The sequence below is a fragment of the Paraburkholderia sp. GAS448 genome, assembly GCF_050435685.1.
In the GTDB taxonomy this organism is placed as follows: domain Bacteria; phylum Pseudomonadota; class Gammaproteobacteria; order Burkholderiales; family Burkholderiaceae; genus Paraburkholderia.
On the sequence record NZ_JBNDKT010000042.1, the window covers coordinates 15,510 to 41,960 of the forward strand.

Genomic DNA, 26,451 nt, shown 5'->3' on the forward strand with positions numbered 1-26,451 from the left:
GTTTCTCCCCGCCTCTAGTTCGATTCGTCGATCACGAATGCTTGTGGATCGACGAGCATCATCATCATCATTCCGCCAGGGAAGATGTTGTTCGTAGTGATCTCGCGCTCGTTATGCGAGTGCCACATGAATGCAAAGCCCGCTTCGGTTTGCGGTGGATTCAGGTTTGTCCCGCTCGGCGGCGTTGTCCCGGTGGGCGAGGTGGCGCGTATGGTCGCGTCCGGGCCGAGATAAGGACTGCCGCCATACCAGAAGCCGTTGGTCAAGACATGCGAGTCCGGCAGGGTCACTGGCCCGCCGCTGCCGACGGCGCCGAACGGATGCGTTTCGAGCGCCTTGCCGTGATCGGCGCACCACTCGTAGTAATTCGGCGCATGCGGGTCGGCCGTGTAATAGCCGTTCGCGTCCGGGGTGCAGACGACCGGCTTGCCGAGGTAAGCCGCGAATTGCGGAGCGGTGTCGGTGTACACGTCACCGGGCTTGTGCCCGTAGACATCCCAGTTCAGGCCCTTGCCGGTCCAGTAGAAAATTCCGTCCATCGCTAGCCCCGGCGTCGTGGTCGTCGTGAACAGCAGCGGGCCGGCCACCTTGGTCGGGTCCGTCTTGCTGAGCAGCATGTTTCCATCACGCGCCAGCACCCGCACGTGATTGCCGTGCTCGTGGAACGGATGCTGCCAGCGGCCGGTGCCGATGATCCGCAACAGCACCAGCTCACCCGGGTGCATGTGCGGATTGCCGTTGTAAGGCTGATGCGGATACTGCACCGCGTAGTTCGGGTCCAGGTCGTCCGGCATCGAGCGGCCGTTGACCATGAAATAGGCCGGGTGATAGGGCTCCGTCTCCACGGTCATGCAGCCGTTCGGCGCCGTGCATGCGTTCGCCGCCTGCTGTTCCGCCTGCGCATGGATGCGCGGATCCATTTCGGAGAACTGAAAAAGATACTCACGGTCATAACAGGCCGCGCTGTGGTTATAGGCCGCGCCGGCATTGCGGAAGTCCGTTTGTCCATCCGGCAGCGTCGCCGCGACCGCGCGGCAACCAGCAGGCACCGCAACCGTGCCGGGCGACGAGGTCGGCAAAACGATGATCGCGCCGAACAGGCCCATCTCGATCTGCAGATCGCCCTGCGTGCCGCTGTAGTAAGCATGCGTGCCGGGCGTCGCCGCGACGAAGCTATACGTGACCGTGGCACCGTGGGCGGCCTCGCGGGTCAGCAATCCCGGCGAGCCGGTGAGCGCGGCAGGACAGGTCCCGTCGGGGTTCAGCACCGCGGCGCAGACCTGGAATCCCGGAAAGAGGATCGACGTGTTGCCCGCCGCCGCCGGCAGGTTATTGGTGAGCGTCACCGTGACGACGTCGCCCTGCCTGACGATCAGTGTCGGACCGGGAATCTGCATACTCGGACAGTTCGCGCCCGCGATCGTGGACGGCGAAAAGCCGGCCGGCGCCGTGCGGCATCCATAGCCCCACGAATAGACGCTCGCGCCGTCGGGCTGGGTGATGCGGTTCGCCTCGGCGCTCAGATCGAAGTGCGTCCCCGTGATGCCAGGCGCGGCGGCTTGCGCGTGCATGCAGACGAGCGTGGCGAGCATCGCCGCGCCGAACCGTGCAAGCCGCCCAAGGCGCGCGAGCGTGGCGATCCATGTGTGGTGAGTGATGTGTCCCACGGCTCTTCTCCTAGGTGCAGGACTTCTTGGTCGGGTCCACGGCGTTGCAGATGTGGACCTCGGTCATCAAGCCGCCGAAGTTCTCCTGATCATTAGCCAGGTGATCGAGATTCGGCGTGTACAGGTAATAGACCGCACCCGGCTTATATTTCGTCGTGTCGCTGGCGTCGAGGATCACATCGATCGATTCGCCGCCCCCCAACGTGATCGAGTTCGTGTTGTAGGTCAGGTCGTTGCCGGACATGTCGCGCAGCAAGCGGGCGTTAAGGGCAATCACGTGCATCGGAATGCCGAGCGACGCCAGCGTCTGAAACTCAGTCACGTCCAGGTCCGAGATCCGCAGCAGCGCCTTGCCGCCAGACGGAATGTTGATCAGCGTCGGCAGCGGCTGCGAAAAATGCGGCGTTCCGTCAGCGACCTGTGTCGAGAGCGGGTTCGGATTCACGGTGTCCGGATAGCTGCGTCCGTTCAACAGGAAGAGCTTGTCCTTCATGTCGGTGAACGGCTCCGGATTGAACGTCATGCCAATAAAGTGGAAGTTCGGATCGAAGCCGTGTATCTGCACCGGATACTCGACGTCGTAGGCGGTCGAACCGTCGCCGTCGTTGTACGCGTACAGCGTCGGCGTACCGCTCTTGTTGTTCACGTGGAGAACGCCGTTCTGAGGCGGCAGCGGCGTCGTGCACAGAATGTCGTTGCCACACGCCGTGCGCAGATCCAGTTGCTGCTGCTGTAGCGAGCTGTACAGCGACGCGCCGCCGGGAACGCGGTTCTGCCGCGGCCGCACGAAGATCTGGCCGACCATGCCCATCTGCAAGTGTTCTGGCGGCGTGATGTGGCAGTGCCAGAAGTAGGTGCCGGCATCCGGCGCGAGATAGTAGTACGTGAAGCTCGCCCCGATGTTGATCGCCACCGACGCGTCCGGTACGCCGTCATAGAACGACGATGCGTTCGGGTAGCCGTGGAAGTGCACCGTGTGCTTCTCGAACAGGTCGGGGCGCATGATCATCCCGACGTTCGTCAGCGTGAGGAAGAACTCGTCGTCCTCGTCGATCGCCATCGTCGGCGCCGGCTCGTTGCCGTTCATCACGCCGATATCCATGATCGGGCGTGGATCGACGTGGCCGGTCAGCTGACCCGGAGGCACGGATTCCGGATCAGGAGCGATGCCGACCGCGCCGTTGTAGGTCGGGTCCGTCCTCGGGTCGCCGACCGTGTTGAACACCGAGGCGAACTCGGTGCCGGGAAGGCCCGCCTTGATGTCGGCGAGCCCGGACAGCGGGCCGAAGGCGAACAGATAGGTCTGCACGCCGTTGCCCATCGTTGCGTAGCCATCGCCGCCCGAGATCTGCTGGCACTTGATCGCGCCGTTGACGACGCCGGTCGACGTGGAAGTCTGTCCGGTGTAGGACGGCCCGGTGTAGGCTGGTTCAGGCGCTCCGGGAGGGAGCGCCGTCGGATGCGCCGGCGTGATTGGCGGGCATTGCACCCGGAACGACTGGGCAAATGAAGGAATGGCGAACAGCAGTAACAGCAGTGCTGCAACTCTGCCGAGATATGCGCGGGTACTGAACATATGACCTCCGTCCCAGGGGTCAGCCAGCGCGACTCGCGCCGGACGTCATGCTCTACTGCGAATGCGGGCTGCTTAAGTCTTTACATCCGCCCGTATCTGGATTCTGGACAAGAGCGACGGAGCCTGGGATGGGTCACCCCCCTACACTTGCGGTAGGGGGCAACCTAGCGGCGTTCTTCAGACCGGTCGGAGCACGCATTTGACAGCACGGTGGGCTCGGGCCGTGTTGTTTTGTTCGAGTTCGGCTGGCAGCGCAAACGGCAAGGTCCACTTTCAGGAAATTGAACACCATGGTTTTTCGGGCAAGACGCGGATAGAACTCCGGGTGCAACGGCGCGTTGCGCTTTAGATGGATAGCGGGTCTTTACCCATGCGGTTCGGTGGGGATCCCTACTGCTTTTCGTTGATTAGCGACGCAAGAATGAGACGCGAGGATGCACCCTCGCGGGCATTGGGACGACCAGGGTGACAGCGGGTCGGGGCAAGATGAGGTCCGCATGGTCGAGCTACTGCCCTTGAGATTTCCGGCCTCACCATTGAATCGCTGAAGGATCAAACCATGAACAAGCTAACCGCCACCCTTCTCGCCTGCTGCGTGACCATCGCGACCGCGGGCGCCTTCGCTGCCGATAGTACGTCAAACGACCCGGTGTCTAAAGACGCAGTGAGTCAGGAGACCATGGCAAACGATGGAACGGAACACGACGCGATGAGCGCCGACAGCACGGCCAAAGAAGGGATGAAAGAAGACGCGATGAAGGAAGACGCGATGAAGGAAGACACGATGAACCATGAAAGCATGGCCAAAGATGGAACTAAGAACAACGAGGTGAAGCAGTAGTTCACCTGGCGAGCGTACGCCTCGGTGATGCCCCGTACAACCCGCCGGTCTCAACGTGTGCGTGCGCCTAGGCAGACCCGGAAACAGCTGGTTGTCGTTCCAGCCTTGAAGACCGTGCGCGTCGATCACGTCGCGCACCCCGGACAGGCGCAGGTTGCGCGCCGAACCAGAGACGATTACGATCGACAAAAGTGGCGCGAACCTGGCCGCGCTAGAGACCCTCAATGCCTTCCGGTGCGCATTTCCCGTACTCGGGAATCATCGCGATAGCGCCGACAATCGTACTCAAACAATCCTTCTTCCTGAAGCGCTCGACGACCAGGTAGCGGATACCAATCCGGTCCGCGTAGTCGACGTCTTTGTCGATGAGCTGGATTTTCAGCAGGCTGAATTTGAGGGCGTCGAACCAGCGCTTGCCGGACGACCTGTGTATCACCCGGAGGTGGTGCTTAAGATCTACGGTTACCCGAACCGAAGCACCATAACGAGGACTTGTGGATCCCATCCAACAAGATCAAGATTGTGCTCACCGAGGACGCTCAAGCTTCGGTTCAGGATTCAGGCGTTTGACCGGTTCGACGTGAAAAAATCAGGGAGAACCCCTATGAAAACTCCGGGTCATATCCGCGCCGTTAGTCGTCGCACGGTGCTCAAGGGGGCCGCTGCTGCTGCAGCGTTGCAGCTCGCCTCACCTTTCATCATCAAGGCACGCGGCGAGACACCGCTGCGCATCGGCATGGTCGATCCGTTGACCGGCGTTTATGCTGCAGTTGCACAGAATGAAGTGATGGGCGCGAGACTCGCCGTGCAACAGGTCAATGCCAACGGCGGTATTCTCGGGCGCCCCATCGAGTTGCTGGTAGAAGACTCGGCGAACGACGTCGGCACCGGCGTGCAGAAGGCGCGCAAGCTGATCGATCGTGATCAGGTCACGTTTCTGATCGGGGACGTGAATTCCGGCATCGCTCAGGCCATCGCTCAGGTGAGCAACGAGAAGAAGGTGTTGCACATCGTCTCGGGCGGCCACACCGACACGATCACCGGCAGCGATTGCAAATGGAACGTCTTTCGCGTCTGCAATACGACAAGCATGGAGGCCAACGCGGTCGCCGACCTCCTCTTCACCAGGTATGGCAAGAAGTGGCATTTCATTACCCCGGACTACGCCTTCGGCCATACGCTGCAGAAGGCCGCGCTGGGGGATTTGCAAAAGCTGGGCGGCACGATGACCGGCAACGAGCTCACGCCGCTCGGCACGACCGATTTCTCCGCCTACCTGATCAAGGCGCGCGCCGCCAACCCCGATGTTCTGCTGGTGCTGCCGCAAGGTTCCGACATGGTCAACTGCCTGAAGCAGATCGCGCAGTTCGGCATCGGAAAGCAGATCCACGTTGCCGGGCTTCAGCAGGAGCTCGAATCGCTCGAGGCGATGCCGCCGGAGGCGCGCGTCGGCATCTGGATGTTCGAGTGGTACTGGAAGCAGCCGGGTGTTCCGGGCGTCGAGAAGTTCGTCGCCGACATCCGCAAGATGAACGGCGGCAAAGTCCCCACCGCACGCCACTGGTTCGGCTACACATCGGTTCATACACTTGCCGCGGTCGCCAACAAGGAAAAGAGCCTCGATGCGAAAAAGCTCGCCGAGGCGCTCGGCGGGTTCGAACTCGCGGACGACGTCAAGCTGCAGCCCAACAAGTGCTACTACCGCAAGGGAGACCACCAGCTGATGACCTCTTCGTTCGTCGGCGAAGCGCTGTCTCAGCCGTCGGGCGACCCGGAGGATCTGTTTCGCGTCGAGCGCGTGGTCGCCGGCGACAAGACTGCCCCGCCCGAGGCTGCGACCGGCTGCCAGCTGCAGTGGCCGGCCTGATCCCGAGAGCGATGTCCGCGCGGTAGTGCCGGAGACCGTTGCCACGAACCTGCCACGTATGCGTGGCAACACAGCGGCCCAGGCTGCCCGACGCGGCTCGTGCATGGGTTGCCTCAGGACATGAGCCGCCGATGACTCAACTACTCCTTTTCAACGTCACCAACGGGCTGATCATCGGCGCGTTTTACGTGCTGATGGCGCTTGGCCTGTCGCTCATTCTCAACCTGAGCAACGTGATCAACTTCGCCCATGGCGGCTTTCTCGTGATCGGCGGCTACATTGCCTATACGATCACGCCGTATGTCGGGTTCTGGGGTGCGTTGCTGATCGCACCTGTATGCACGGCCGTTATCGGTCTCGCCGTCGAGCGGGTACTCATCCGGCGAGTCTACGGGCGCGATCCGCTCTACAGTCTGCTGCTGACGTTCGGCCTCGCCTTCATGATCGAGGACGGCACCCGTTTCATCTGGGGGGCGCAGGGCAAGCCCGTGACCATTCCGCCCGTGCTCGCCCGGCCCTTGAGCAACGAGCTCTTCTTCATCACCGGCTACCGCCTGTTCATGGTCTGCACCGTGACCATTGCCGTTGCACTGCTCTTCATGCTGTTGCGCTACAGCCGGCTCGGCATACGCATCCGCGCCGGCACGCTCGACCTCGAGACCGTCGCGGCGCTCGGCATCAACGTGGGCAGGCTGCGCGCGCTCAATTTCGCCGTCGGCATCTTTCTCGCCGGTCTGAGCGGCGTGCTCGCCGCGGGCCAGCTCGGGCTGGAGCCGACAATGGGAACCGGCCTCCTGATGCCGAGCTTCATCGCCATCATCGTCGGCGGGGTTGGCAGCCTCACCGGTACACTGCTCGGCGGCTTGCTGATCGGCGTCGCTTCAGGCATCACCGCCGTGTTCCTCCCTGCGGCGAGCGAGGCCATCATGTACGTGCTGATGGCCGTGGTCTTGCTGATCCGCCCGCGCGGCCTGCTCGGCGAAGAAGGCATGATGACATGAGCAAATACCCCCACTCTCCCCGGCTACCCGTCATCGCAGCACTCTGGGCAGCGCTCTTGCTCGCGCCCTACTGGATGCCGCTGGTGGGCGGCTACACCGCGCTCGGCACGCGCGTGCTCGTGCTTGGACTGGCAGCCATGTCGGTCAACTTCCTGCTCGGCTTCACCGGTGTGCTGTCCTTCGGACACGCGGCGTATTTCGGCCTCGGCGCCTATGGCGCCGGCCTCGCGCTGAAGTATCTCGCGCCGAGCACACCACTCGCGCTGCTGTGCGGCACGCTGCTCGGCGGCATTGCCGGCACACTGCTGGGCGCGCTCATCGCGCGGCGACGCGGCGTCTACTTCGCCATGGTCACCATCGCGTTCGGGCAGGTCTTCTACTACATCGCCTTCCAGTGGAGCTCCGTCACCGGCGGCGACGACGGGTTGCGCGGCTTTTCGCGCCAGCCGCTCGACCTCGGCGTCGCCCGGATCGACATCCTGTCGAACGCAAACGCGTTCTACTACTTCGTGCTGTTTTGCCTTGCGCTGGCGATCGGCGTGATGGGCTTCATCCTGCGCTCCCCGTTCGGGCGCACCATGATCGCGATCCGCGAGAATGAGCGGCGTGCGCGCTTTCTTGGCATTCCTGTCGACTGGCACATCTGGATCGCCTTCACGCTGTCCTGCTTCTTCATGGGGTTCGCCGGTGCGCTCTACGCACTCCTGAACAACTTCGCCGATCCGCGCGGGCTGCACTACAGCCAGTCGGGCGACTTCGTGATGATGGCGGTCATGGGCGGCATGCGCAGCTTGTGGGGGCCGCTCCTTGGCGCCGCGGTATTCGTCGTGCTGCAGGACTATCTTTCGAGCATCACGGTCAACTGGATGTCGTTCGTCGGCATGCTGTTCGTCGCGATCGTGCTGTTTTTCCCGCGCGGGCTGCTCGGCTTCATTCAGCGCAGGAGCGACTCATGAGCGCCGCCCGGCCGCCCGAAGGCGCTCGCACCGCAGCGCGCAGCGCGGAGGTTGCCTTATGAGCGTGCTCGAAGTCAGGCGCGTCAGCAAGCGCTTTGGCAGCCTGACCGCGGTGCGCGACGTATCGCTCACGGTCGAGAAGGGCGAGCTGCGCGCTGTGATCGGGCCGAACGGCGCCGGCAAGACCACCTTTTTCAATCTCATCAGCGGCTTTTTCCCACCGAGCGTGGGAACGATCGTGTTCGACGGACTCGATATCACGGCGCTTCCTGCGTATCGGCGCGTTGCGGCCGGCATCGCCCGCACGTTCCAGATCACCGAGATTTTTCCCGAACTGACAGTATTCGAGAACGTGCGCATCAGTGCGGAGGTGACGGAGGGCTTTCGGCTGCGTCCGTGGATCAGCAGCACCGCGCGGGCGCGGGTTCGTCGTCACATCGAAGAGACGCTTGAGCTCACGGGTCTTGCCGGCAAATCGCACCGGCTGGTCGGCGAGCTGCCGCACGGTGACCAGCGGGTTGCCGAGATCGCGATAGCGCTGGCGCTGCAGCCGCGCCTGCTGCTGCTCGACGAGCCCACCGCCGGTATGGGCGATCAGGAGACTCACGAGATTACGCAGCTCGTGCGCCGCCTGCACAGCGACGGCAATTTCACCATCGTGCTGATCGAGCATGACATGCGCGTGGTCTTCCATCTGGCCGATCGAATCACGGTGCTCGACCAGGGCAGCCTCCTCGCCGAAGGCTCGCCAGAGGAGATCGCTTCCAACGAGGCCGTACAGGCCGCCTATCTGGGTAACACTGCATGAGCGCCGCACTGACCGCCGAAGGGCTGCATACCTACTACGGCAAGAGCCATATCCTGCATGGCGTGAGCCTGAAGGTTGCGGAAGGCCGGATCACGGCACTGCTCGGTCGCAATGGAGCCGGCAAGACTACGACCTTGCGTACCCTCGTGGGTTTGACGCCCGCACGCGAGGGGCGTGTGACGATTTTCGGGGCGGATACCACGCGCTGGCCGACCTTCCAGATCGCCGCGAGCGGCGTCGGCTACGTGCCCGAGGGGCGAAGAATCTTCGCTAATCTCAGCGTCGAGGAAAATCTGAAGGTCCCGCTGGAGCGCGGCGGACCATGGACGATCGCACGGATCTACGAGCTGTTTCCACGCCTCGCCGAGCGCAGGTTCAGCCGCGGGCGGCTGCTATCCGGCGGCGAACAGGAGATGCTATCGATTGCCCGCGCACTCCTGCTCAATCCCCGGCTGCTCATTCTCGATGAGCCATCGCAAGGCCTGGCCCCGCTGATCGTTCGGGAGGTGTTTCGAGTCGTGTCGCAGATGCGCGATGATGGGATTTCGGTACTGCTGGTGGAGCAGAACGCACGCATGAGTCTCGAGATCGCCGATGATGCTTACGTGCTGGACGATGGCGGCATCGTGTACTCGGGAGACGCGGGCGCGCTCGCCGCCGATGAAAGCCGGGTACGAGCCCTGACCGGTGCCAGCGTGGAGCAGTAAACGCCCTCATAACGGGCTTGTACTATGCCCCCAGGCACGCGTGGTTCGACTATCTTTGATTCATTCCACCCGACATCGAACACCGCCGCCCGTTCGTCACGCGGACTGCACGTCAGTCTTATCAAGGAGCATCCAACATGTTGAACTACCCTGCCGCCTATCAATCCACCAAGGGTTCCGCACTCGACGTCGATAAGGCGTTCTATCAACGCGTCGCTTCACAGCATGACACCCGCACGCTGGTCGAATCGATCGTCGTGCCGATCCGCTCGGGCCAGGCGTGGACCGTGCCGGCCGGCCATGTGTTTCGCATCGTGACGATCGAAGGGCCGCAGGTGGCGGACCTGAATATGTGGAGCCTGCATAACCCGCGCGAGCGCATGTGGGCCTCGCGCACGCGCCAGTTACAGCACGCGCACGTGAGCACGTTCGACCGTCTGTGGTCGACGCTGCCGTTCCTGCGTCCGATGGTGACAATCACGGATGACAGCCTCGCCGACTACGGCGTCGACGAGCATGGTGGCCGTGTCCACGACCTGCTCGGTACGCGGTGCGATCCCTATGTGAACCGGATGCTGACTGACGAAGATTTCCATTTCCACTGCCACTCCAACCTCACACGCGCGATCGCTCCGTACGGATTGACCGAATACGACGTGCATGACGTGCTCAACGTCTTCCAGTGCACCGGCCTGAACCTGGAAGACAAATATTTCATGAAAGCATGCCCCGCGAAGAAGGGGGACTACCTCGAATTCTTTGCCGAGATCGACTTGCTGTGCGCGCTGTCGACCTGTCCGGGCGGCGATCTCTCGTTGCCGATGTGGGGGCCGGACGCCCGCGATCCGCTGGAGGTGTGCCGGCCACTCGGCATCGAGATTTACCGGCTTGCACCGCAGATGCTGGATGGATGGGCGCCGCCATCCGTCGCTGCGTACAAGGGGCAGCATGGAATGACACTGCAGCAGCCGCAATGGAAATGCGGCTGTTGATGATCGATCGGCCGTGCATGCACGGCCGATGGCCACCTGCATTGGGTGGCCACTGATCTCCTTTGTGTGGAGGTAATCATGAAACCTCCGTTTGTTGCGCCTGTACATGCGCGCTTCAGTCGCCAAACATGGCTTTTATGTCGCGTCCCGTCTGCTCGGCTTCCTCAATCAGCCAGTCGAGAAATTGCCTGGTTGCAGGGGAGTCTGCCGCAGTTCGCTTCCAGCAAATGAAGTATGGGAACGGCATGGGTAGGGCGACCTTGAACGGCGCGACAAGTTCGTGTCGCTTGATGCTATCAATGGCAAAAAAGCCCTGTCCCAACGAAATGCCTCTTCCCCGAATTGCCGCATCGATTGCCATGCCGGAAACGGAGTAAGTGAGTGGCGCCAACACCTCGGGCAGCGGCACGCCAACCGCATGCAACCAGTGTCCCCACGTGGGTGGTGACAAGTTTGCCCATCCCCACTCGACGTGAATCAGCGGGTAGCGCAAGATATCCGCCGGTTGCGAGATTGGCTTTTCCGCCTGCAACAGCGAGGGTGCAAACACGGGTGCAACCCTGTCCGTAAAGACGACGTGATAGGGCGTTCCGTCATTCGGTAGTGCCCCATACGTTAGCCGGACGTCGGCACTTCTCGCGCCGATACTGGTTTCGTGATCGACGACCTCGACATGGACCTGCACGTGAGGGCAGATGGTGTGCCACGTGTCCAGTCTGGAGGCAAGCCAATGGGTCGCGACTGACGGAAATGTCATCAGGGTGAGTCGGCGGCCCGTCTGCGCCTTGAGCGCCGCCTGGGCGCTATGAAAGCACTCGAACCCCCGGGAGATGTGCGAGTGATACAGCTCGCAGAGCGGGGTCGGTCGCAGGCCCGTGTTTTCCCGCTCGAAAAGCGCGACCCCGAGAAAGTCTTCAAGGACGCGAATCTGCTGACTAATTGCACCGGGCGTCACGTGAAGCGCCTCTGCGGCGGCCACGACGCCCCCGTAACGAATGACGGCATCGAATATCTGCAAGGCTCGAAGAGGAGGAAGGCGGTTCATGTCGTTGACCTGGCAAATGCCATCGTGAAGCCAGTTTAGCAAAGACTGATCTCCGCCTCGACGCGCAACGGCGTCATGCAATGCCGCACGCTTACGGCTTCACATCGGTCTTGAACCACTTTTCCGACAACCGCGTCACGGTACCGTCTGCCAGTGCTTCCGTGATGGCTGCGTCAAATTTTGCTTTCAGATCCGTATCCTGTTTGCGAAACCCAAGACCTTCTCCCGGCCCCCAAACCGCGCCACCGATCGTGGGTCCAGCGATCCGGATTCGGGCTGTCTCTTTGTTGTCGGCGATTCCGGCGTAATAGGTTACGTCGTCGAAGGCCATGTCGACGCGTCCGTTGACCAGGTCGAGGTCACGTTCGGCCGAGGTCTTGTAGAGGCGGACGGAAGTAATGTCCTTGAAGTTGTCGGTGATGAACCTGGTGTACACCGTGCCGGATTGAATGCCGATCGATTTCCCTCTCAGTTGGTCGCGCAGCGGGGCGATCATGGGTCCGTCGATTTTGGGGTCGCCAGTCAGCTTGAGGAAAGAGGGTTTTCCTGTCGCGTTCGCCAATCCATGTCCATCTACCGCCGCGAATGCGGCCGGCGTTGCAGCGTAGGGCCTGGAGAAGGCAATGACCTGTTGGCGTTCTGGTGTGATCGCGAGGGCATCCATCACAACATCGAATTTGCCGGCCTGCAGGCCGGTAATGAGGCCGTCAAAGTCCTGGGCGACTGTTTCGCATTGCAGGTTGACCCGCTTGCACAGATTGTCGATTAATTCCGGTTCGAATCCCGAGATTTTTCCGTTCGGCAAGGTCAGATTCCACGGAGCATAACTGCCTTCCAGAGCAACCTTCACGGTCTTAAATTCCTTTGCCTGAGCGCCGTTTCCTGCCAGTGCCAGCACGCCGAGAAAGGTGACGAGAGAAGCCTTCAGGACTTTTGTAGAAATTGTATTCACATTACACCTCCATAGTGTCGAATCAAGGTTGTGCCCGGATTGGAAATATCCGGATCGCCACACTTCGCGGCATTGCGGGCGCTACCGGCTTCAGCTGTGCAATGTGCCGGCGATGTTTTCCACGATGCTCAGCAAGTCGCCCTGTTCGACGAGCCGGTGGACTCCCATCATGTCCGGATAGAAAAACCGGTCGCCCTCTGCAGTCGGGGCAACCTGTCGAATCCGCGCATACACAGCCGCGGTTGCGGGTGATGCGTCGGCTGGATCGAAGAAGTCCAGCGCCTGGGCAGCGGTGAGCAGCTCGATCGCCAGCACGTGCTGCAACTTCTGCGAAGTTGCGTAGGCTTTTCGTGCCGCGTGATAGGCGAAGCTCACGGGGTCTTCCTGGTTGCCGCTCGTCGGCACGCTGTCGATGCTTGCTGGTTGAGCAAGGGTGCGCATCTCGCCCAGCAATCCGGCCGCCGTGTACTGAATGATCATGTAACCGCTGTTGAGCCCAGGATCCTTCGCGAGGAACGCGGGCAGTTCACTGAAGTACGGGTTGACGAGGCGGTCCGTCCTGCGCTCCGAGATCTTCGCGAGCGTGGTCATGGCGATGCAGAGCAGATCGCACCCGATGCCAACGAACGTACCGTCGAAGTTGGCGCCGGATATCGCGGTACCATCCTCGCCGTCGGGATGGATGACCGGGTTGTCACCGCACGACCCCACTTCATCGAGAATCGCGTCGTACGCGTCCTTGATCGCCCGCCTGGACGCCCCATGCACCTGAGCAATGCCGCGAAGGCTGTAGGTGTCCTGCAGTCGGTAATCGGCAAAGCGATCGCATAGCGCACTTCCGGCCAGCAGCCGCCGGATGTTGTCGGCGGTGTTCCTCTGATCGACATGTTTCTTGACGGAGTGATACCGGGCATCCAGCGAGCGCGTGGTGGCCTTGAGCGGCTGCAGGGACATCGATGCGGCAATGTCGGCAACCTTCGAGAGCTCGATCGCGTTGTAAAGCGCCAGCATCCCGATCGCGGTCACTGAGGTGGTGCCGTTGGTGAGCGAAAGCCCCTCCTTGCAGCGCAGCGAGTGCGGCTTCAGCCCCGCTCGCTCCAATGCTTCGGCCCCACTCATGCGTTCACCGTGGCAGAAGGCTTCTCCTTCGCCGATCAGCACGAGCGCCATATGCGCCTCGGGCGCGAGATAACCGACCGATCCGTCGCCGGGCGCGAACGGCGTGATGTCGTTGTTCAGCAGCCCGGCGATTTGCTGCAGCAATTCGAGGCTTACGCCGGAATAACCCTTGCCGAGGCTGATCAGCATCATCAGGAGCGTGGCTCGGACAACTTCACGAGGCAGCGGTTCGCCGACCGAGACGGCATGGGAGCGCACGATATTTCGCTGAAGCTGCTCGGCGTCGTCCGGGCTGATGACGCGTGTCGAATTTGCGCCAAAGCCAGACGTCACGCCATAAACAAGCCGGTTCTGGCTCAGAAAAAGATCGACCAGGCGGCGCGAATTCAACACGCGCTCGCGATAAACGGGCGAAAACTTTATCTGTGCGCCATGCCGGGCCACGGCAATGAATTGCTCGATTGAAAGATCGGATTCTCCGAGCTGAACTTCGGAAATCTTGCCCGGTCGAGATTCGATGTGCGCCAAACTCATTCTGAATTTCCTCTGTCGAATGCATCAAATGAAGTGGGTGGCAAAATCAGCTTCAAAGCGCGATGTTTGCCGGAGATCATTGCAGGGCAGAGTAGCGTCGGCGGTGTTGGCACACAAACGATTTGATTTGAGTTTCGTGTTTAGTTTTTCTAAAGCCGAATTTGTTTCGCCATTTTAAATTTGATTGTCTAAAGGATGAGTTCCGCATAATTCGATAAAATAATTTTCCCGGATTTTTTTGGAGAGTTACCAGAAAATCTCGATATTTCGATTTTCGATCGATGTAAATGTCTTTCTTGAATTCTTGTGTGGGCAGGGAATTGCGGCCGCTTGCTTGACCGAAAGGATCGCGCCATGCCGGCTGATGTGCCAGAATCGCCTGCATGAACTGGATCGCCGCACTTCCGATGTACAACGTCACGCCCGCACTCGCTGCCGACTGGCTCGGGCTGCTAGCCGACGTACTGCGCAACGCCGCGCCGCAGGCGCGCATCGTCGATCCCGGCGACGATCTGCACACCTTCTGGCGACGTCCCGATCTCCTGATTTCGCAAACTTGTGGTTATCCGCTAATGCGGGGATTACGTGAGCGCGTGCAGTTGATCGCGACACCTCACTTCGATGCGTCTGGCTGCGTGGGTGGGGATTATTCGAGCGTGCTGGTCACGCGCGCAGGCGCGACGGGCGAAGCGATCGAAGATTTTCGTGGCGCGCGGGCGGCCTATAACCAGGACGATTCGAATAGCGGCATGAACGCGCTGCGGCATAGCGTTGCCCCGTTCTCGCGCAACGGCTCATTCTTCGCCGAGGCCATTCGCACCGGTTCGCATCTCGCTTCGCTGAGGGCGGTCGCGGACGCTCGTGCGGATATCGCCGCGATCGACTGCGTGACGATGGCGTATGTACGCGATGGACTACCCGAACTGGCGCAGGCCGTCCGCGAGATCGGCTGGACATCGACGTCGCCGGGATTGCCGCTGATTGCGGCGAGAGAGGTGCCGCCGGCAATGATTGAGGCTCTGCGCACAGCACTCGAAGAGGCACGCAAGGCGAACCCCGCGCGCGCGAAACGTCTGCGGTTGAAGGGTTTTTCGACGCTCTCGCTCGCGGACTACGCGCGCATCGAACAACTGCAAAACGAGGCGCTCGCCGCCGGCTACGCGCGCCTCGACTGACACGCGCGGCAGTTCAGCCCACTTCCATCACGAGCAACTGCGCACCGTCGGCAACCTGATCGCCGACGGCATACAACACCTCGGCCACTTTGCCCGCTGCCGGCGCGCCGATCGTGTGCTCCATCTTCATCGCTTCCATCACGATGAGCGGCGTGCCCTTCTCCACCACAGTACCCGGTTCCACCAGCACCGCGATCACCTTGCCTGGCATTGGCGCGGTAAGACGCCCTTCTCCGTGCTCGGCGTCGGCCGCGTGGGCGAGCAGGTTCTGCCATTCGAACGCGAGCGCTGCGCCGCCGCAGAACACGTGAAACGTATCGCCGTCGATAAACACGCGCCCTGTCACATGAGTATCGCCGATGGTCGCGCCGAATTCATGCGCGCCTTGGGCACTCCACCACGTGAAAGCATCGCGTTGTCCGGCGTATTCCAGCGTCTGCGCCGCGCCCTCGCGAGCGAACGTGACCGCGAAGGCCGTTTCGCTATCGATGTCGCGCCATGCCAGCGTCTGCGTGTAGCCGCTGTTCAGTCGCCAGTGCGACAGCGCGTCCCACGGCGAAGCACCGTGAGCCGTGCCGCCCTCGCGCGTGAGCAATGCCCCGCACGCGAGCGCCAGCGCTTCCTTGAACGGCTTTTGCACCGGCGCAAACAACGCATCGTAATGACGCTCGATCAACCCGGTATCGAGATCGGCCGTCGAGAAAGGCTCGCTCGCCACGATCCGCTGCAAAAATTCCACGTTCGTATGCGGTCCGACCACTTCGCATCGACGCAATGCGCGGCTCATTCGCGCCAGCGCTTCGTCACGCGTCGCGCCATGAACGATCAGCTTCGCGATCATCGGATCGTAGAACGGCGTGATCGTATCGCCTTCGCGCACGCCGCTGTCGATCCGCACGGGCGCACGCAAGCCCATATCGCCCAGGCTGAACTCCACGCCAGCCGGCATGCGCAGGTGCTTGAGCGTTCCGGTCGAAGGCAGAAAGCCGCGCGCCGGATGTTCGGCATAGATGCGTGCTTCGATTGCATGACCGTCGATGCGCAGTTCGCTTTGAGTGAGCGGCAGCGGTTCATCCGCCGCGACGCGCAACTGCCATTCGACCAGATCCTGGCCCGTCACCATTTCCGTGACCGGGTGCTCAACCTGCAGTCGCGTGTTCATCTCCATGAAGTAGAACGCGCCGCCCGTCATGATGAACTCGACGGTACCCGCGCCGACGTAATTCACTGCGCGAGCCGCGGCCACTGCCGCTTCGCCCATCTCGCGGCGCAACTCGCCCGTAAGGCCTGGCGCCGGCGCCTCTTCCAGCACTTTCTGATGCCGGCGTTGCACCGAGCAGTCGCGATCGAACAGCCACACCGCGCCGCCGTGACGATCGGCGAACACCTGCACTTCAACGTGACGCGGCCGGGTCAGATACTTTTCGATCAGCACGCGGTCGTTGCCGAAGCTGCTGGCGGCTTCACGTTTGCACGACGCAAGCGCCGCCGCGAAGTCCTCGCTGCGCTCGACCACGCGCATGCCCTTGCCGCCGCCACCCGCACTCGCCTTGAGCAGCACCGGATAGCCGATCCTGTCGGCTTCGCGCTGCAGCAGTGCGGCGTCTTGATCGTCGCCGTGATAGCCCGGCACCAGCGGTACCGCCGCCGCATGCATCAGCGCCTTGGCGGCCGCTTTCGAACCCATCGCGGCAATGGCCTCGACCGGCGGTCCGATGAAAACGATGCCCGCCTTTTCGCAGGCGTGCGCGAAGTCCTCGTTTTCCGAAAGAAAGCCGTAGCCGGGGTGCACGGCCTGCGCACCGGTTGCGAGTGCGGCCTCGATGATGCGCTCGATGCGCAGATAGCTTTCCGTTGCTGTCGAGCCACCAATATGCACGGCTTCGTCGCACGCCGCGACGTGCTTGGCGTTCGCGTCTGCATCGGAATACACCGCAACGCTTGCAATGCCAAGCCGCTTGCAGGTTGCGGCGACGCGGCACGCAATCTCGCCCCGGTTCGCAATCAGGATCTTGTTGAACATGAGGTGTCTCGCTCTCGTGCTGTTCGTTCTGCTGTATGTCGTGGGACGCGCGGTGTCACGCGCATCAGTTGCGCCAGCCAGGCGTACGCTTTTCGAGGAACGACGCGACGCCTTCGCGACCTTCCGCGCCCGCGCGCACGCGCGCGATGCGCACCGCGGTGTCTTCGATCAGCCCGGCATCGAGCGGCCGGCCCGCTACATCCTGCACGAGCCGCTTGCATTCGCGCACCGCATGCGGGCCGTTCGCGCAAAGCGTATCGGCGATCTGCTGGACTGTGGCGTCGAGTTGATCCGCCGCCACGGCTTCACTGACGAGGCCAAGACGCAGCGCCGTTGCGCAATCGAACTGCTCCGCGGTCGTGAAGTACCGGCGCGAAGCCTGCTCGCCCAGCGCGCGGATCACGTACGGCGCGATCGTCGCGGGAATCAGACCGAGGCGAGCTTCGGACAGACAGAATCGCGCCGTATCCACAGCCACGACGATATCGCATGCGCAGACGAGACCCATGCCGCCCGCGTACGCGTCGCCGCTGACCTTGGCGATGACGGGCTTGCCGCACCGATAGATCGCGCTCAGCATGTTTGCAAGACGCAGCGCATCCGCCCGGTTCTCCTCGTCGGAGAAGCCGGCCATCTTCTTCATCCAGTTCAGATCCGCGCCCGCGCAGAACGCCTTGCCATTCGCCGCCAGCACGACCGCGCGGACGTCGTCGCGCCCATCCAGCGCTTCGAACGCGGCAGTGAGCTCCGCGATCATCGCTTCGTTGAACGCGTTGCGCACGTCGGGGCGATTCAGCGTGACGGTTGCCACCTGCCCGGCGAACGTGACGCTCAGGTTTTCGTATTGCATGTTCCTCGACTCCTGCGTCTGCGTCACATTCTGAACACGCCGAAGCGCGTCTCTTCGATCGGTGCATTCATGGCCGCCGAAAGGCCCAGACCGAGCACGTCGCGCGTTTGCGCCGGATCGATCACGCCGTCGTCCCATAAGCGCGCGCTGGCGTAATACGGGTGACCCTGGTGTTCGTATTGATCGCGAATCGGCTTCTTGAATGCTTCTTCCTGCTCCGCCGTCCACGCGCCGCCTTTCGCCTCGATGCCGTCGCGCTTGACGGTTGCAAGCACCGACGCGGCCTGCTCACCGCCCATCACCGAAATACGCGCATTCGGCCACATCCACAGGAAACGCGGCGAATACGCGCGGCCACACATGCCGTAGTTGCCCGCACCGAACGAGCCGCCGATGATCACCGTGAACTTCGGCACCTTCGCCGTCGCAACCGCGGTCACCATCTTGGCGCCGTTACGCGCGATGCCCTCGTTTTCGTATTTGCGGCCCACCATGAAGCCGGTGATGTTCTGCAGGAAGACGAGTGGGATCTTGCGCTGGCAGCACAGCTCGATGAAGTGCGTGCCCTTTAACGCCGACTCGGAAAAGAGAATCCCGTTGTTCGCGATGATGCCGACCGGGTGCCCCCAGATATGCGCGAAGCCGCAAACCAGCGTGGTGCCATAGCGCGCCTTGAACTCGTCGAACGCGGAATCGTCGACGATGCGTGCGATGACTTCACGGATATCGAATGGCTTGCGCGTGTCGACGGGAATCACGCCGTACATGCTCTTGACGTCGTAGCGCGGCGGCTTCGGCTCCTGCAACGCGACCGGCACGGCCTTCGTGCGGTTCAGATTGCCGACAATGCTGCGTGCAATCGCGAGCGCGTGTGCATCGTTTTGCGCCAGATGATCGACGACGCCCGACAGACGGGTATGCACATCCCCGCCGCCAAGGTCTTCGGCCGTCACAACTTCGCCCGTTGCTGCCTTCACGAGCGGCGGGCCGCCGAGGAAAATCGTGCCCTGATTCTTGACGATGATCGACTCGTCGCTCATCGCAGGCACATACGCGCCGCCGGCCGTGCACGACCCCATCACGACGGCGATCTGCGGAATGCCCGCCGCCGACAGGCTCGCCTGGTTGTAGAAAATGCGGCCGAAGTGATCGCGGTCGGGAAACACGTCATCCTGATTCGGCAGGTTGGCGCCGCCGGAATCGACCAGATACACGCAGGGCAGACGGTTTTCCGCCGCGATTTCCTGGGCACGCACGTGCTTCTTCACGGTGACGGGATAGTAGGTTCCGCCCTTCACCGTCGCGTCGTTACAGACGATCATGCATTCCTGCCCGGCAATGCGCCCGATCCCTGTAATGACCCCCGCACCGGGCGCATCGTCGTGATACATGCCGAACGCCGCGAGTTGCGACAGTTCGAGAAACGGCGTACCCGGATCGAGCAATTGCGCGACGCGCTCGCGCGGCAACAGCTTACCGCGCGATACGTGCTTGTCGCGGGCAGCCTGCCCACCGCCCAGCGACAGTTTTTCGATCTTTGCCCGCAGGTCGGCAACCAGCGCTTCGAGCGCGGCGGCATTGGCCCGGAAATCGTCCGAGCGCGGATTCAGCTTTGTTTCGATGATCGGCATCGCCGTGACTCTCCCGTTCGCAGCGTGAACTGTCTTACATGGTTTCCGCGAACAGTTCGCGGCCGATCAGCATGCGGCGGATTTCGCTGGTGCCCGCACCGATCTCATAGAGTTTCGCGTCACGCCAGAGACGGCCGACCGGATACTCGTTGATATAACCATTGCCGCCGAGAATCTGGATCGCCTCGCCGGCCATCCACGTCGCCTTCTCCGCGGTGTAGAGGATCACGCCGGCGCAGTCCTTGCGAACCTGGCGGACATGATCGCCGCCGATGGTGTCCAGCTGACGGCCGACCGCATACAGATACGCGCGGCATGCCTGCAACGTGGTGTACAGATCGGCGACCTTGCCCTGAATCAACTGGAATTCGCCGATCGACTGCCCGAACTGCTTGCGGTCGTGGATATATGGCACGACCGAATCCATCACCGCGACCATGATGCCGGTCGGGCCGCCGGCCAACACGGCGCGCTCGTAATCGAGGCCGCTCATCAGCACCTTCACGCCGCTATTGAGCTGACCAAGAATGTTTTCCTCCGGCACTTCAACGTTCTCGAACACGAGTTCGCCGGTATGCGAGCCGCGCATGCCGAGCTTGTCGAGCTTCTGCGCAACCGAAAAGCCCTTCATGCCCTTTTCGACGATGAATGCCGTGATACCGCGTGGTCCGGCTTCGATATCGGTTTTCGCGTAGACCACGAGCGTGTCGCAGTCCGGGCCGTTGGTGATCCACATCTTGGTGCCGTTCAACACGTAGCGGTCGCCCTTTTTGTCCGCACGCAGTTTCATGCTGACGACATCCGAACCGGCGTTCGGCTCGCTCATGGCGAGCGCACCGACGTGTTCGCCCGACACGAGCCTGGGCAGATATTTCTGCTTTTGCGCTTCCGTGCCGTTGCGGTGAATCTGGTTCACGCACAGGTTGGAGTGCGCGCCATAAGACAGGCCGACCGATGCCGAGGCCCGCGAGATTTCCTCCATGGCCACCATGTGCGCCGTGTAACCCATGTTCGCGCCGCCATATTCTTCGGAGACGGTCATGCCGAGCACGCCCAGATCACCGAACTTGCGCCACAGGTCCATCGGGAATTGATCGGTGCGGTCGATTTCGCCGGCACGCGGCGCGATCTCCTTCGCCGCAAACCCTGCGACGCTGTCACGCAGCATCTCGATCTCTTCACCAAGCGGAAATTGCAAACCGGGCAGATTGGTCATCTATGTCTCCTGGAATTCTCTGGCGGCAGCCCGAGCGCTGGGGCAGCCGGCTTTCTGAGCGTTGCTCAGCGATCTTCTCGGGCCGCCCCCATCATCCTCCACCAGGCACGGCCGCTCAAGGCGAATTTCACGCCACATTTACGTATACGTCAAGAGGTTTTTTTGAGTACGACTCAGATTCTGCTTTTGCGAGGTTCAGCCATGACTGGCCGTGCTACTATGATCATCACCGGAATCCTCCGGCTCTGAAAACTGACCTTGACTCATATGATGGCCACCCCGAAGGCCGAACTCCCTCTGTCGCGCCGCCAGCCAGCTGGACGCAAGTCGCAACAGCGTGTGAAGGAAATCCTTCAAACCGGCCGCGATGTGTTCTCCGAGAAAGGCTACGAGCGCGCGACCACAGCCGAAATCGCGCAGCGCCTGGGCATTTCCGAGGCGACCGTGTTCAGCTACTTCCGCGGCAAGCGGGAATTGTGTGCGCGCGTGATTGGCGACTGGTATGACGAAATCATCGATGCGATCGAATCCGGCCTGCCGCGCGACGGCACCGTGCGGCAACAGTTCGCCTTCATCGTACGGATGCATTTGCGGCTGATGCTGGTGAACGGCACAGGGTTGTGCGCGCTCGTGCTATCCGAAGGGCGCTCGCGGCAACATGAACTCAGCGAAGCGCTGGTCGACCTGCAACGGCGCTATACGGCGCCGCTGATGCGGGTGCTCGCGCAGGGTCAGGAAACCGGTCAGATTCGTCGCGACGTGCCGTTGCGGCTCCTGCGATCGATGGTGTTCGGCCCGATGGAACACGTGCTCTGGGACGCGACGCTCGTCAATCGCCGCACCGACATCGAAGCTACAGCGGAGCGGCTCATCGACGTGCTGTGGTCTGCCTTGCAACCACCCGACGCGTCGCTCGCCGCGTTGAGGCAGTTCCGCAATGTCGTCGGCGAAGCGACCCGCCAGCTGGAAGAGGCCGAAGCCGCGCACAAGGCCGGCGATGCCGCCACGGTCACGCGGCGCACGCGCAAGGTAACGGCCAGCGGCGCCGCATAAGACCTGAGCGCGATCACACTGAAGGCTTGAGGCGCGCTGCGATGCACCGGCAGCGTTAGCGGATATTTTCAAGCCCGCATGTCCCACTTTTTTGCCGCGCCGAATTTTTTTCCAGTTCTCGCGCGCTGGACCGTTATGGTACTTTAGCGGCTCGGTAATGCACGAGCCGGCAAAGGTGCCGCCCGCGTGGTTATCAGACCGTCCCTTACTGGTCGACGGCAGAAACAGACATACAAGGACAACGGCGTCCCCTCGTGCCACGACACGAGCGGACGCCGTTTTTTTCGGTCGCGCATAAGGTGCGTTGATAAGCACTGCACGAACATGCGGGGGCGCAGGCCATGCCAAACGACTGGCGGCCTGCGAACACGCCAAGGAAGATCGCCATGAACAAGTATTCGCGCATCGCTTCAGGAAACGGCACGGCCCGTGATTTCTTCGACAGAAACGATGCCGACCAGATCAACGTGCCCGAGCTTCCGGGCAGCAGCGATGCGCGTCAACGGCACACAGCGGATCTGCGTCCAGCGGGTCTGCGTGCACGACGGGCCCGCCAGGAAGCGCGGCATCGTGGACGCAACCCGCATGGCGTAGCGCGGCCAGGCGCGAAACCGTGCTGCTCGCGCGACGGCGAACGGAACTGAAGTCCACGCGAGAGAAGCATCCCATCCAGGGATTCAGACCGGCGATCAACGATAGAACCGATCACGTCCGTCACGCCAGCGAGGTTCGCTTCGCAAAGACACTCACCACGTTCTCCATCTCGCGGGTGATGTTGGTCATCACCCCGGCCACGACAGCGAACTCGCGCCCGGCGATGCCCGCGCGGCTCGCCACAATCTGACCGTTGAACGAAACGATGTGCGCCTCCTTCGCGATCGCCTTGATTCTGTCGATCAATTCCTGCTGCCCCTTCCTCTGAGCCAGCGCAATTCGCCTGCTTTCCTGTTCGTACACCGATGTCACCTGATGCAGATGATTCAGCAACGGATCGACCATGCCGATCAGTTCATGCAACGCCGCTTCAGCCTGTGAGGACCGGTAGTCGATCGCATCGAGCACACTTGCGGCGCGATTGATGAAACCGTCGATCTTCGTCGCGACGTTTCCGCTGCCGTAAAAGGCCTCGCGTATCGCTGTTGAGAATAGCCCGGGCAAGCCATTGCGTCCGTGCAACAACGTCGCATGGCTCTCCGAAAAGACCCGCAGCGCTTCCCTTGCCACGGCATGTGCGCCTTCGAACTGCTGAAACGCCAGCATGGCCTGCAGCGCAATGCGTTGGGAAAGCATGCGTTGCCGGCCAGCCATATTGAGGAGCGTGCCCAGTGTTTCGCCGGAAACGTCCGCCTCAGGCTTTGCGGTCTCGTCACGTTCCCGCTTGATGCCCAGGTTCATTCTTCTTTTGCCTGTTTGCACGGCCAGCCGGATCGACGCGAACGGAGTCCCGGACACGCCGACCGGCACGCCTCGTGCGTTATTCAGTGGCATGCACGATGCTGGTCTGCATCGACCACGCCATCCAGGGCCTGCGCAGCGCTACGATCGCCAGAAACCCGCAGCCCGCCAGCACGCCGAACGTCGCAAAGCCCATCTGGTAACTGCCGGTGCTTTCTCGGGCGATGCCCATCACCACCGGAAGATAGAAGCCGCCAATGCCGCCCGCCGCGCCAACGATGCCTGACAGCAGACCCGTGCGTCCCGCCCAACGATGCGGCACGAGTTGGAACGTTGCCCCATTGCCAAGTCCAAATGCGACGTAAAGGCAAAGCAGCAGCGCGATGCCGCCAGCAAGAGACGGCATCGCCGCAGCGAACACGAAGTCGGCAACGGAGATAACCGCGAGCAGAATCGTCAGTGCACGCACGCCCGACACCTTGTCGGCGATCAGGCCACCCAGCGGGCGCACCATCGCCCCCGTCGCCGCAAGCAGCGCCATGAAAAGACCGGCCTCGATCTTGGGCATCTGATACAGGTTCGTCAGCAGCAGCGTCACATACGACGACATGCCGACAAAGCCGCCAAACGTCACGCTATAAACCAGCATGATGACCCATGTATCGCGTTCGGCCAGTACTGCACGATAACGCTTCGGCAGCACGGCGATAGCGAGCAGCGCGCCGATCAACGGCAGGAGCAGCACGCCTGTCTTGCCCGCGCCGAACAGACCCGCCTCCACCAGCAGGACGAGCACAACCAGTCCTGCGAGCGTGATCGCGAAGCTGCCGAAAGCACGTACCGCGCTGCCTGACTTGAGGCCGGCATCGTTCGCCCAGAACAGCAGCGCCAGCCCGGCTATCGCCAGCAAAGGAAGCGCGCCGCCTGCGGCCACCTGCCAGCCGAAATGCGTGGCCAGTTGCGGGAAGAGGAAGCCGTCGAGCACCGCACCGATATTGCCTGCGGCGGCCAGCCCGAGCACGAGCCCCTGCACTTTCGGCGGATAGTTGCTGCCGGCCATCGGCAACGCAACCGAGAAGCTCGCGCCACCCATACCGAGAAACACCCCGAGCACCAGCAAGAGCGTGTAGGACGGCACGAACGGCAGCAGCGGCAACACGATCGTCGGAATCGCCGAGAGCGCGACGCCAAAGAGTGCGATCCGCTTACCGTTCGCCGACTGGTACAGATTGCCTAACGTGACGCGCAGGATCGCCGCGGACAGAACCGGCACCGCGACGAGAAAGCCCTGTTCGGCCTGCGTCATCGCGACGCTCTTGCCAATGAACGGAGCGAGCGGGCCATATAGCACCCACACGGTAAAGCCCGTGTCGAAATACAGGAAGCACGCGAGCAACGCACGCCAGTCGCCGCTTTTAAGGGAGCCAATCACGTTCTTCATTCGAGTTCCTCATAAGTCCGAATAGTCGTTCGGTTCGGGCTTCCTGGTCTGCCCGGTGGTTTGCCGGAAAACAAAACGGCATCCCGCGATCCCAGCCGGAAGACTGGTTTCGGGGGACGCCGTTGTCCAAAAGTCTGAAGGTAAGGGCTGCCACTTACTTCAATGTTGCAGCCAGAAGGATCGCCGTTGATCCGACGAAGCTTCTATCAGCAAATGCCATGCCATGTCGCAAAACGCCGCCAGCGCGGCCTCGGACGGGAAATCCGCCAGATCATCCGATGTATCTGCCGACGCTTTCTGATGCAGGCAGGCACAGCCATGGTGCGACGCAGCACTGAGCACGTGCGGGATCGGGTGGCCCACAAGGGACGGTTTTGCCCAATCTCGCGCCCGCTGTGCTCCGTGACCGTGAGGGCGCAGACTCGCGTCTGCGTGGCTATTGCGTTGACTGACTCATGCCCGGCCATGACGCCGGGCGCGAAGATCGAGCGGTGACTTTTGTCTCGCAGGCATCGCACTGAACCCTGAGCCGATGCGCCGGGAACGCCCACTAAAACATCACATCATGATATTGCAGACGGAAACGCACCTCCTGTCGATTCTCGATTGCACATACTGGTCGAGCGGATTCGATGTGCTTACTTCGATGCGACTCGAAGTCGATGAGCAGGTGGCGAGGGAAACGTTGCGGGAAGGTATGAATAGATTGCGGGCATGGGGTGTCGCCGCAACCGGTCACTACTCGGCGGGGAACGCAATTGAACCGGGTCTCATGCGGTGTGCTATTTGAGGTCGAAGGCTGACGCGCGTACCTCCACTCGAAGTGGAGGCTTGAACGATCGCCGATACGAAAAAAACACGAAGACTTGTCGGAGTCGTGTCGCGCAGCGATCCGTTCAAACCGTCGATCGGCCAGTTTGAAGAAGCTGAAGAAGCGCACAGGAGGGAACACTCCCGGCGCCTGAAATTCAACTCAGGCAGGCGTCGGCCCCCTCCGGATCGCCAGGCCGCAGGACGCGATATCTGGCTCCTGCGCCCGGATTTCGGGCTGCATCCGCCCTGGTGTCCGTTGATCAGGTACTTGTACCGGATCAACGAACCACCCGGCGATCTTCCGCGCGTTCCGCCAGTTAGCCTACGCAATGCGTCATGCAATAAGCCACGCAATGAGCCGCGCCGGGTAGCCAGGTAAGGCGTCAGCCAGCCTTTCAGGACCCGTTCACGGCTTCCTTGAATGCCTTGCCCGCGACAAACTTCACGGTCTTTGCGGCGGCGATCTGGATCTCTTCGCCCGTTGCCGGGTTGCGACCCACGCGCGCGGCCCGGGAGCCGGTCGCAAACGAACCGAAACCGATCAATTGCACGGTTTCTCCCTGTACGACTGCGGCAGTCACCGCATTGACGATGGCGTCGATGGCCTCGCCGGTGGCCGCCTTGCTTTCGCCTGTGGCCGCGGCGACTGCATCAATCAGTTCCTGTTTGTTCATAGCACGTCCTGTTTCGTATTCATGGAACCAGCGCCGCCTCCGCAGCGCCGGGGAATACACAGTACCGCATGGTTGTGCCTCCGTGCAAATCCGCTGAGTTGCCGGCCCGGCGTGC

23 protein-coding genes are annotated in these 26,451 nt (G+C 61.9%); 10 read left to right on the plus strand and 13 right to left on the minus strand.

The window, feature by feature from the left end:
* Positions 1 to 14: 14 nt before the first annotated feature.
* Positions 15 to 1,667: a multicopper oxidase domain-containing protein gene (locus tag P3T23_RS40080; RefSeq protein WP_429321592.1), complete on the minus strand. Its 1,653-nt coding sequence runs from the start codon at positions 1,665 to 1,667 to the stop codon at positions 15 to 17.
* 10 nt (positions 1,668 to 1,677) lie between these two features.
* Complete coding sequence (locus tag P3T23_RS40085) at positions 1,678 to 3,243, minus strand: multicopper oxidase domain-containing protein (RefSeq protein ID WP_429321593.1); 1,566 nt, start codon at positions 3,241 to 3,243, stop codon at positions 1,678 to 1,680.
* Between the two features lie 559 nt (positions 3,244 to 3,802).
* On the opposite strand from P3T23_RS40085, the gene P3T23_RS40090 reads away from it, so the two are divergent.
* The 7 genes from P3T23_RS40090 (at position 3,803) to P3T23_RS40120 (ending at position 10,415) form a co-directional block, all read left to right on the plus strand.
* Positions 3,803 to 4,084 carry a pentapeptide MXKDX repeat protein gene (locus P3T23_RS40090; RefSeq protein ID WP_429321594.1) on the plus strand — a complete coding sequence of 94 codons (282 nt, stop codon included), beginning with the start codon at positions 3,803 to 3,805 and terminating at the stop codon, positions 4,082 to 4,084.
* 292 nt (positions 4,085 to 4,376) lie between these two features.
* Positions 4,377 to 5,951: an ABC transporter substrate-binding protein gene (locus tag P3T23_RS40095; RefSeq protein WP_429321624.1), complete on the plus strand. Its 1,575-nt coding sequence runs from the start codon at positions 4,377 to 4,379 to the stop codon at positions 5,949 to 5,951.
* Between the two features lie 131 nt (positions 5,952 to 6,082).
* Entirely contained in the window at positions 6,083 to 6,952 is an 870-nt protein-coding gene (locus P3T23_RS40100) for a branched-chain amino acid ABC transporter permease (protein WP_429321595.1), read from the plus strand.
* Positions 6,949 to 7,908 carry a branched-chain amino acid ABC transporter permease gene (locus P3T23_RS40105; protein WP_429321596.1) on the plus strand — a complete coding sequence of 320 codons (960 nt, stop codon included), beginning with the start codon at positions 6,949 to 6,951 and terminating at the stop codon, positions 7,906 to 7,908. The genes P3T23_RS40100 and P3T23_RS40105 overlap by 4 nt, the downstream gene beginning before the upstream one ends.
* 58 nt (positions 7,909 to 7,966) lie before the next feature.
* Entirely contained in the window at positions 7,967 to 8,716 is a 750-nt protein-coding gene (locus tag P3T23_RS40110) for an ABC transporter ATP-binding protein (RefSeq protein WP_429321597.1), read from the plus strand.
* On the plus strand, positions 8,713 to 9,423 hold the full coding sequence (locus P3T23_RS40115; protein WP_429321598.1) for an ABC transporter ATP-binding protein: 711 nt from the start codon (positions 8,713 to 8,715) through the stop codon (positions 9,421 to 9,423). Before P3T23_RS40110 ends, P3T23_RS40115 begins: the two co-directional genes overlap by 4 nt.
* Before the next feature lie 137 nt (positions 9,424 to 9,560).
* Positions 9,561 to 10,415: an urea carboxylase-associated family protein gene (locus P3T23_RS40120; RefSeq protein WP_429321599.1), complete on the plus strand. Its 855-nt coding sequence runs from the start codon at positions 9,561 to 9,563 to the stop codon at positions 10,413 to 10,415.
* A 115-nt stretch (positions 10,416 to 10,530) separates the two neighbouring features.
* Here the strand turns inward: P3T23_RS40120 and P3T23_RS40125 are convergent, their stop codons facing one another.
* The 4 genes from P3T23_RS40125 to P3T23_RS40140 all read right to left on the minus strand — a co-directional run bounded on the left by P3T23_RS40125 (position 10,531) and on the right by P3T23_RS40140 (position 14,450).
* Positions 10,531 to 11,541, minus strand: a complete 1,011-nt coding sequence (locus tag P3T23_RS40125; protein WP_429321600.1) for a LysR substrate-binding domain-containing protein — start codon at positions 11,539 to 11,541, stop codon at positions 10,531 to 10,533.
* A 10-nt stretch (positions 11,542 to 11,551) separates the two neighbouring features.
* Positions 11,552 to 12,388: a transporter substrate-binding domain-containing protein gene (locus P3T23_RS40130; protein WP_429321625.1), complete on the minus strand. Its 837-nt coding sequence runs from the start codon at positions 12,386 to 12,388 to the stop codon at positions 11,552 to 11,554.
* 114 nt (positions 12,389 to 12,502) lie between these two features.
* Positions 12,503 to 14,065, minus strand: coding sequence for an HAL/PAL/TAL family ammonia-lyase (locus P3T23_RS40135; protein WP_429321601.1), 1,563 nt, complete (start codon positions 14,063 to 14,065; stop codon positions 12,503 to 12,505).
* Between the two features lie 76 nt (positions 14,066 to 14,141).
* Positions 14,142 to 14,450: a hypothetical protein gene (locus P3T23_RS40140; protein ID WP_429321602.1), complete on the minus strand. Its 309-nt coding sequence runs from the start codon at positions 14,448 to 14,450 to the stop codon at positions 14,142 to 14,144.
* On the opposite strand from P3T23_RS40140, the gene P3T23_RS40145 reads away from it, so the two are divergent.
* Entirely contained in the window at positions 14,449 to 15,240 is a 792-nt protein-coding gene (locus P3T23_RS40145; protein ID WP_429321603.1) for a phosphate/phosphite/phosphonate ABC transporter substrate-binding protein, read from the plus strand. The genes P3T23_RS40140 and P3T23_RS40145 overlap by 2 nt on opposite strands.
* A 13-nt stretch (positions 15,241 to 15,253) precedes the next feature.
* Here P3T23_RS40145 and P3T23_RS40150 read toward each other — a convergent pair whose 3' ends face one another.
* From P3T23_RS40150 to P3T23_RS40165, 4 genes are all read right to left on the minus strand, one after another.
* Positions 15,254 to 17,263 carry an acetyl/propionyl/methylcrotonyl-CoA carboxylase subunit alpha gene (locus tag P3T23_RS40150; protein WP_429321604.1) on the minus strand — a complete coding sequence of 670 codons (2,010 nt, stop codon included), beginning with the start codon at positions 17,261 to 17,263 and terminating at the stop codon, positions 15,254 to 15,256.
* Positions 17,264 to 17,327: 64 nt separating this feature from the next.
* Positions 17,328 to 18,113 (minus strand): enoyl-CoA hydratase/isomerase family protein, encoded by a 786-nt coding sequence (locus P3T23_RS40155; protein WP_429321605.1) that lies wholly within the window; start codon positions 18,111 to 18,113, stop codon positions 17,328 to 17,330.
* Between the two features lie 23 nt (positions 18,114 to 18,136).
* Complete coding sequence (locus P3T23_RS40160; protein ID WP_429321606.1) at positions 18,137 to 19,744, minus strand: carboxyl transferase domain-containing protein; 1,608 nt, start codon at positions 19,742 to 19,744, stop codon at positions 18,137 to 18,139.
* Between the two features lie 34 nt (positions 19,745 to 19,778).
* On the minus strand, positions 19,779 to 20,960 hold the full coding sequence (locus P3T23_RS40165; RefSeq protein WP_429321607.1) for an isovaleryl-CoA dehydrogenase: 1,182 nt from the start codon (positions 20,958 to 20,960) through the stop codon (positions 19,779 to 19,781).
* 267 nt (positions 20,961 to 21,227) lie between these two features.
* Between P3T23_RS40165 and P3T23_RS40170 the strand changes: the two genes are divergently transcribed.
* Both P3T23_RS40170 and P3T23_RS40175 read left to right on the plus strand, forming a co-directional pair.
* Complete coding sequence (locus tag P3T23_RS40170) at positions 21,228 to 22,013, plus strand: TetR/AcrR family transcriptional regulator (protein WP_429321626.1); 786 nt, start codon at positions 21,228 to 21,230, stop codon at positions 22,011 to 22,013.
* Positions 22,014 to 22,399: 386 nt separating this feature from the next.
* Complete coding sequence (locus P3T23_RS40175; protein WP_429321608.1) at positions 22,400 to 22,657, plus strand: hypothetical protein; 258 nt, start codon at positions 22,400 to 22,402, stop codon at positions 22,655 to 22,657.
* A 70-nt stretch (positions 22,658 to 22,727) separates the two neighbouring features.
* Here P3T23_RS40175 and P3T23_RS40180 read toward each other — a convergent pair whose 3' ends face one another.
* The 3 genes from P3T23_RS40180 to P3T23_RS40190 all read right to left on the minus strand — a co-directional run bounded on the left by P3T23_RS40180 (position 22,728) and on the right by P3T23_RS40190 (position 26,336).
* A complete protein-coding gene (locus tag P3T23_RS40180) occupies positions 22,728 to 23,501 on the minus strand; it encodes a type IV pili methyl-accepting chemotaxis transducer N-terminal domain-containing protein (RefSeq protein WP_429321609.1) in 774 nt (257 codons plus the stop codon).
* A complete protein-coding gene (locus P3T23_RS40185; RefSeq protein ID WP_429321610.1) occupies positions 23,488 to 24,849 on the minus strand; it encodes an MFS transporter in 1,362 nt (453 codons plus the stop codon). Before P3T23_RS40185 ends, P3T23_RS40180 begins: the two co-directional genes overlap by 14 nt.
* A gap of 1,208 nt (positions 24,850 to 26,057) precedes the next feature.
* Positions 26,058 to 26,336: an HU family DNA-binding protein gene (locus tag P3T23_RS40190; RefSeq protein ID WP_133666611.1), complete on the minus strand. Its 279-nt coding sequence runs from the start codon at positions 26,334 to 26,336 to the stop codon at positions 26,058 to 26,060.
* Between the last annotated feature and the right edge of the window lie 115 nt (positions 26,337 to 26,451).

Excerpts from the sequence above, each read along its gene's own strand:
- P3T23_RS40110 (WP_429321597.1), top strand. The coding sequence starts at position 7,967 with ATGAGCGTGCTCGAAGTCAGGCGCGTCAGCAAGCGCTTTGGCAGCCTG.
- P3T23_RS40160 (WP_429321606.1), bottom strand. The coding sequence starts at position 19,744 with ATGCCGATCATCGAAACAAAGCTGAATCCGCGCTCGGACGATTTCCGG.
- P3T23_RS40100 (WP_429321595.1), top strand. The coding sequence starts at position 6,083 with ATGACTCAACTACTCCTTTTCAACGTCACCAACGGGCTGATCATCGGC.
- P3T23_RS40140 (WP_429321602.1), bottom strand. The coding sequence starts at position 14,450 with ATGCAGGCGATTCTGGCACATCAGCCGGCATGGCGCGATCCTTTCGGT.
- P3T23_RS40185 (WP_429321610.1), bottom strand. The coding sequence starts at position 24,849 with ATGAAGAACGTGATTGGCTCCCTTAAAAGCGGCGACTGGCGTGCGTTG.
- P3T23_RS40155 (WP_429321605.1), bottom strand. The coding sequence starts at position 18,113 with ATGCAATACGAAAACCTGAGCGTCACGTTCGCCGGGCAGGTGGCAACC.
- P3T23_RS40120 (WP_429321599.1), top strand. The coding sequence starts at position 9,561 with ATGTTGAACTACCCTGCCGCCTATCAATCCACCAAGGGTTCCGCACTC.
- P3T23_RS40085 (WP_429321593.1), bottom strand. The coding sequence starts at position 3,243 with ATGTTCAGTACCCGCGCATATCTCGGCAGAGTTGCAGCACTGCTGTTA.
- P3T23_RS40145 (WP_429321603.1), top strand. The coding sequence starts at position 14,449 with ATGAACTGGATCGCCGCACTTCCGATGTACAACGTCACGCCCGCACTC.
- P3T23_RS40105 (WP_429321596.1), top strand. The coding sequence starts at position 6,949 with ATGAGCAAATACCCCCACTCTCCCCGGCTACCCGTCATCGCAGCACTC.
- P3T23_RS40090 (WP_429321594.1), top strand. The coding sequence starts at position 3,803 with ATGAACAAGCTAACCGCCACCCTTCTCGCCTGCTGCGTGACCATCGCG.
- P3T23_RS40170 (WP_429321626.1), top strand. The coding sequence starts at position 21,228 with ATGATGGCCACCCCGAAGGCCGAACTCCCTCTGTCGCGCCGCCAGCCA.
- P3T23_RS40190 (WP_133666611.1), bottom strand. The coding sequence starts at position 26,336 with ATGAACAAACAGGAACTGATTGATGCAGTCGCCGCGGCCACAGGCGAA.
- P3T23_RS40175 (WP_429321608.1), top strand. The coding sequence starts at position 22,400 with ATGAACAAGTATTCGCGCATCGCTTCAGGAAACGGCACGGCCCGTGAT.
- P3T23_RS40180 (WP_429321609.1), bottom strand. The coding sequence starts at position 23,501 with ATGCCACTGAATAACGCACGAGGCGTGCCGGTCGGCGTGTCCGGGACT.
- P3T23_RS40115 (WP_429321598.1), top strand. The coding sequence starts at position 8,713 with ATGAGCGCCGCACTGACCGCCGAAGGGCTGCATACCTACTACGGCAAG.
- P3T23_RS40150 (WP_429321604.1), bottom strand. The coding sequence starts at position 17,263 with ATGTTCAACAAGATCCTGATTGCGAACCGGGGCGAGATTGCGTGCCGC.
- P3T23_RS40165 (WP_429321607.1), bottom strand. The coding sequence starts at position 20,960 with ATGACCAATCTGCCCGGTTTGCAATTTCCGCTTGGTGAAGAGATCGAG.
- P3T23_RS40135 (WP_429321601.1), bottom strand. The coding sequence starts at position 14,065 with ATGAGTTTGGCGCACATCGAATCTCGACCGGGCAAGATTTCCGAAGTT.